The 4,284-nt window shown below is 64.4% G+C and carries 7 protein-coding genes; 3 read left to right on the top strand and 4 right to left on the bottom strand.

Annotation, left to right across the window (positions count from 1 at the left end; genetic code table 11):
* The first annotated feature begins 214 nt into the window (after positions 1-214).
* Positions 215-538, top strand: a complete 324-nt coding sequence (locus tag EN984_RS24430; protein ID WP_164749099.1) for a YkgJ family cysteine cluster protein — start codon at positions 215-217, stop codon at positions 536-538.
* Between the two features lie 81 nt (positions 539-619).
* Positions 620-1,231: a LysE family translocator gene (locus EN984_RS24425; protein WP_127270585.1), complete on the top strand. Its 612-nt coding sequence runs from the start codon at positions 620-622 to the stop codon at positions 1,229-1,231.
* 87 nt (positions 1,232-1,318) lie between these two features.
* On the opposite strand, the gene EN984_RS24420 is transcribed toward EN984_RS24425, so the two are convergent.
* The 4 genes from EN984_RS24420 to EN984_RS38985 all read right to left on the bottom strand — a co-directional run bounded on the left by EN984_RS24420 (position 1,319) and on the right by EN984_RS38985 (position 3,204).
* A complete protein-coding gene (locus EN984_RS24420) occupies positions 1,319-1,705 on the bottom strand; it encodes a nuclear transport factor 2 family protein (protein ID WP_127270583.1) in 387 nt (128 codons plus the stop codon).
* A gap of 16 nt (positions 1,706-1,721) precedes the next feature.
* Entirely contained in the window at positions 1,722-2,168 is a 447-nt protein-coding gene (locus EN984_RS24415) for an OsmC family protein (protein WP_127270581.1), read from the bottom strand.
* A gap of 33 nt (positions 2,169-2,201) precedes the next feature.
* Positions 2,202-2,876, bottom strand: a complete 675-nt coding sequence (locus EN984_RS24410) for an NAD(P)-dependent alcohol dehydrogenase (RefSeq protein ID WP_236383101.1) — start codon at positions 2,874-2,876, stop codon at positions 2,202-2,204.
* Positions 2,877-3,024: 148 nt separating this feature from the next.
* Positions 3,025-3,204, bottom strand: a complete 180-nt coding sequence (locus EN984_RS38985) for a hypothetical protein (RefSeq protein ID WP_236383100.1) — start codon at positions 3,202-3,204, stop codon at positions 3,025-3,027.
* Positions 3,205-3,305: 101 nt separating this feature from the next.
* Between EN984_RS38985 and EN984_RS24405 the strand changes: the two genes are divergently transcribed.
* The gene (locus EN984_RS24405; protein WP_127272631.1) at positions 3,306-3,944 is read left to right on the top strand and encodes a TetR/AcrR family transcriptional regulator; all 639 of its coding nucleotides are present in this window, start codon (positions 3,306-3,308) and stop codon (positions 3,942-3,944) included.
* Positions 3,945-4,284 lie beyond the last annotated feature (340 nt).

Here is a 4,284-nt window from a genome sequence, read left to right as displayed (position 1 = left end):
GCCATAAAATTCTCCTCCAAGGATCAGACGGCAGCCTCGGGTGCTGCGGCAAAACCGGCCAAGCCGGTTGCCGCGCCGAAAGCCGGCGACGCCACCGAGGCCGCGACCGATCTGTTCAAGTCGCCGGCGGATTCGAAGGGCGAGACGGCTAAGAAGAAATAGCGCCTTGCCGCAAGACGCCGATCAAAACCCCGCCGCGCCGGGGCTGTCCGCCCTGGGGGCCGCCGCGAGCGTTTTGTCGTCGCAACACGGCACCTTCGATTGCCAAAGCTGCGGTGCCTGCTGTTCCTATTCGGCCGAGTGGCCGCGCTTTTCCACCGAGGATGACGCACAGCTCGACCGTATCCCGGAAAAATATGTCGCATCTGACCTGTCAGGCATGCGCTGCGAGGGCGTGCGCTGCTCGGCGCTGTCCGGCGAGATCGGCAAGTCGACCGCTTGCGGCATCTACGACGTCCGGCCGGATGTCTGTCGCGCCTGCATGCCCGGCGACGAGGAGTGCCTGATGGCACGCCAGGCGCTCGGGTTACCGGTGTAGCCAATCTCCAATCGCCTCCGCTTGTGCGCCGACCCGCAGCCCGATACCTTCCTGGTTGGGTAGGGTGCCGGAGGAACCATCGTGAGCATCGAATTTCTGTTGACGTCCCTGATTGTCGTGGCTTCGCCCGGCACCGGCGTTCTCTACACGCTGAGCGCCGGCCTCTCGCGCGGTGCGCGAGCCAGCGTCATCGCCGCCTTCGGCTGCACGCTCGGCATCATCCCGCACATGGCCGCTGCCATCACTGGCCTGGCGGCGCTGCTGCACACCAGTGCGCTCGCCTTCGAGACGCTGAAATATCTCGGCGTCGCCTACCTGCTCTACATGGCCTGGAACACACTCAAGGAAAATGGTGGCCTCAGCGTCGACCAGGATGTGACGCCGCGTTCGGCCGGCAAGGTGATTGCCACCGGCATCCTCGTCAACGTGCTCAATCCGAAACTTTCGATCTTCTTCTTCGCCTTCCTGCCGCAATTCGTCAGCACCACGGAGCCCAACGCGCTGTCGAAGATGCTGGAGCTGAGTTCCGTCTTCATGCTTTTGACCTTCGTGGTTTTCGTCGGCTACGGCATCTTCGCCGCCTCGATCCGCAGCCACGTCGTCTCGCGGCCAATGGTGTTGACCTGGATGCGCCGGACTTTCGCCGGCGCCTTCGTCATGCTTGGCGCGAAGCTGGCGCTGGCGGATCGGTAGAGCCACGGGGAGCGGCTCAGTCTTGCTGATCCGCTCGCCTTGTTGCGCTGTTCCGGGCGATGCCCTTTGGGAAATTGCTCGGGCGCGCTACCCCTTCACATAGCCCATCGCTTCGACGATCCGCCCGTCGGTCACGCGCATGAGGTTGACGCCGCGCAGCGAATTGCCGTCGGCCATGAAATAGCGCCAGCGGATCGTTGCCCGGTCGCCGGCAACGAAGGTTTCCTCGACATCGAAGCGCGTGCCGGCCTGAGTCGCGATCGCCGTCCAAAGCCCGACGCACGCCGCTTGTCCGGCAAAACGAGCGCCGTCCGGCGCCGGCGCGGTGTTCTCGATCACGCAATCCTCAGCCACCAGTTCGGCGAGTGCCGAGGGATCATGGCGTTGGAATACGTCGTTGTAGCGCCGCATGATCTCGGCCGTCTGCTGGGACAGATCGTACGCGGTTGCGTCCATGACAAGCTCCTGTGTCATCTTCTTCCTCCTGGCTTCATTGGCCTTTGGTGGCTTCAACGAGCGTTGCCTTGAGGGTGATCTGAGACACGCCGGCAAGGGCCCGCGAGACGAGGCAGCCCGCCTTGGCGGACTGTGCAAGGCGCTCGAATTCATCTGCGGCGAGTCCTGCGGCCTCCACCTCGGTTTCGAGTTCGATACGGGTGATCGTCGGCCCGGCCGCGGTCGCGCCGAGATGCACCTTGGCGATCGTGTGGATATTGCGGGCAACATGGCCGGCGCCGCCCAGTATGGCGCTCAGCGCCATCGAGAAGCAGCCTGCATGCGCTGCGGCGATCAGCTCTTCCGGGTTGGTGCCCGGACCGTTCTCGAAGCGCGACGGGAAGGAATAGGCGCCTTCGAAGACGCCGCTGCCGAGCCGCAGCCGGCCCGCCCCTTCCTTCAGCGTGCCTTGCCATTTGGCCGAGGCTTCACGAATTGTCATTGTCGTTCTCCCTTGGTTTGAGGACTTGATGGGTCAGGCGCCGTCGATGATCACCTTCCCGAAGACGTCGCCCTGCTGGAAATAGCGGTAGGCATCGCCGGCCTCGGTGAAGGCGAAGACCTTGTCGATGACGGGCCGCAGGCGATGCTGCGAGACGGCGCGCAGCATGGCTTCGAGATTGGTCCGGTTGCCGACGAACAGGCGGCTGATGGTGGCGAGGCTGCGCTGGTAGAGTGCCGCCGGCAACTGGATCGATCCGCCTTTCGCATCCTGCAGCGTCAAGAGCACGATGTGCCCGTAAAGCGTGCTGGCGATCAGCGACTGGGCGAAGGTCGCCGGGCCACCGGTCTCGATGACGAGATCGATGCCGCCGGTCTGGTCGCGGACGGTCGCGCCCCATTGCGGCATATCCGATGTCGAAATCACCAGGTCGGCGCCCAGCGCCCGCAGCCTGTCGGCTTTCTCACCGCGCGAGGTGACGGCGGCGACATGGCAGCCGAGCAGCTTGGCGAACTGCAGTGCAAAGAGCGAGACGCCGCCCGAGCCGACGACCAGAACCCATTGGCCGGGCTTCGGAATTCCGGCGCCCGTCACGGCATTCCAGCCGGTCAGGCCGGCACAGGTCAGCGTTGCCGCCTCATGCCAGTCGAGATGATCGGGCAAGCGCACCGCCCATTGTTCGTCGAGAACGGCGTATTCGGTCAGCATGCCATCCAGCGTGCAGCCGAGTTGGTCGACGAGGCCGGCATGGATGCGGCCGTCGATCCATCGGGGGAATAGCTGCCGGTCACGCGGTCGCCTACGGCAAAGCGGGTGACGGTATCGCCGATGGCGACAATGTCACCGGCCCCGTCGCTCAGCGGACGCCTTGGCGCGGCGGCAGCGGATAGGTGCCGTTGAGGATCATCGTATCGCGCCGGTTGAGCGAGGTGGCGCGAACGCGCGCCACGATCTCATGCGGCCTCGGCTCCGGCTGCGCCGTGTCGCGCAGCATCAGGGGTTCGGTCCCAGACCCTTCGAGACGGTAGCTCCGCATGTCGTTCTCCCGAGAAATATATAGACTGGTCTACATATTATGTAGACCGATTGTCATATTTTGCGCAAGGCCTATAATGATTCCTGCTGACAGAGGTTGACATGGCCAACGACACCCGCACCCGCATACTCGAGACGACTGGGCTGCTGCTCAGGCAGCGCGGCTATCACGGCACCTCGCTCAACGACATATTGAGCGCCAGCGGCGCACCGCGGGGCTCGCTCTATTTTCATTTTCCCGGCGGCAAGGACCAACTGGTCATCGAGGTGACGCGGGCCAGCGTTGCCGACGTGACGGAGAGGCTGGGCGAAGCGCTGGCTGCCGAAAAGTATCCGGCGGTGGCTGTCCATCATATCTACCAGTCGGTGGGACGCATGCTGGAAGACAACCAGTTTTCGCTCGGCTGTCCGATCGCGCCTGTCGTGCTGGACTCGCCCACCGACGTGCCGGAACTGGCGGAGTTGTGCCGCTCGGCCTTCGAACAGTGGATAGGCCTGCTGCGGGACGCCTTCGTCAGGGCAGGGGTGCCCGAGCGCCGCGCGCATGCATTGGCACTGCTGGTCGAATCGTCGCTGGAGGGGCTGATGGTGATCGCCCGCGCCACCCACGACCGCGCCCCGGTGCAGGCTGTGGCCGATGAGGTCGCAGCGCTGATCGAGCAGGCGGTGCTCGCTGGAGCAGGCCGCAATCGCGACACGGCGATTTCCGCGGCCGAGATACCATCATCGCCGGGGTCCTGATGTCGCGACGCGCCTGATGCCAGCGGAAACATTAGTTCAATGTCGCGCCAAGCGTTCCGCGCGGTGTGTCGCCCCAATTCAAGTCCTGGCAGTGCTATTAGTGAAGTAAACGTCCTGGCAGAACAAAAAGGGCGCCTTTCGGCGCCCTTTCCGTAAGCTTAGCCAGATTGGCTGGATTAGAAGTCCATGCCGCCCATGCCGCCCATGCCGCCGCCCATGCCGCCAGGCATGCCGCCGCCGCCAGCCGACTCCTTCTTCGGAGCCTCCGCGATCATGGCTTCAGTGGTGACCAGCAGGCCGGCGACCGAGGCCGCGTCCTGGAGAGCCGTACGGACAACCT

Origin of the sequence: Mesorhizobium sp. M7A.F.Ca.CA.004.12.1.1 (assembly GCF_003997835.1) — a bacterium.
Taxonomy (GTDB): Bacteria; Pseudomonadota; Alphaproteobacteria; order Rhizobiales; family Rhizobiaceae; genus Mesorhizobium.
The sequence above is the reverse complement of the archived record's forward strand: the minus strand, read 5'-3'. Positions and strand labels throughout refer to the sequence as shown.

What these genes read in the sequence shown, in the direction of transcription:
- EN984_RS24420 (WP_127270583.1), bottom strand. Translation starts at nt 1,705, where the DNA reads ATGACACAGGAGCTTGTCATGGACGCAACCGCGTACGATCTGTCCCAG.
- EN984_RS24415 (WP_127270581.1), bottom strand. Translation starts at nt 2,168, where the DNA reads ATGACAATTCGTGAAGCCTCGGCCAAATGGCAAGGCACGCTGAAGGAA.
- EN984_RS24410 (WP_236383101.1), bottom strand. Translation starts at nt 2,876, where the DNA reads ATGCTGACCGAATACGCCGTTCTCGACGAACAATGGGCGGTGCGCTTG.
- EN984_RS38985 (WP_236383100.1), bottom strand. Translation starts at nt 3,204, where the DNA reads ATGCGGAGCTACCGTCTCGAAGGGTCTGGGACCGAACCCCTGATGCTG.
- EN984_RS24405 (WP_127272631.1), top strand. Translation starts at nt 3,306, where the DNA reads ATGGCCAACGACACCCGCACCCGCATACTCGAGACGACTGGGCTGCTG.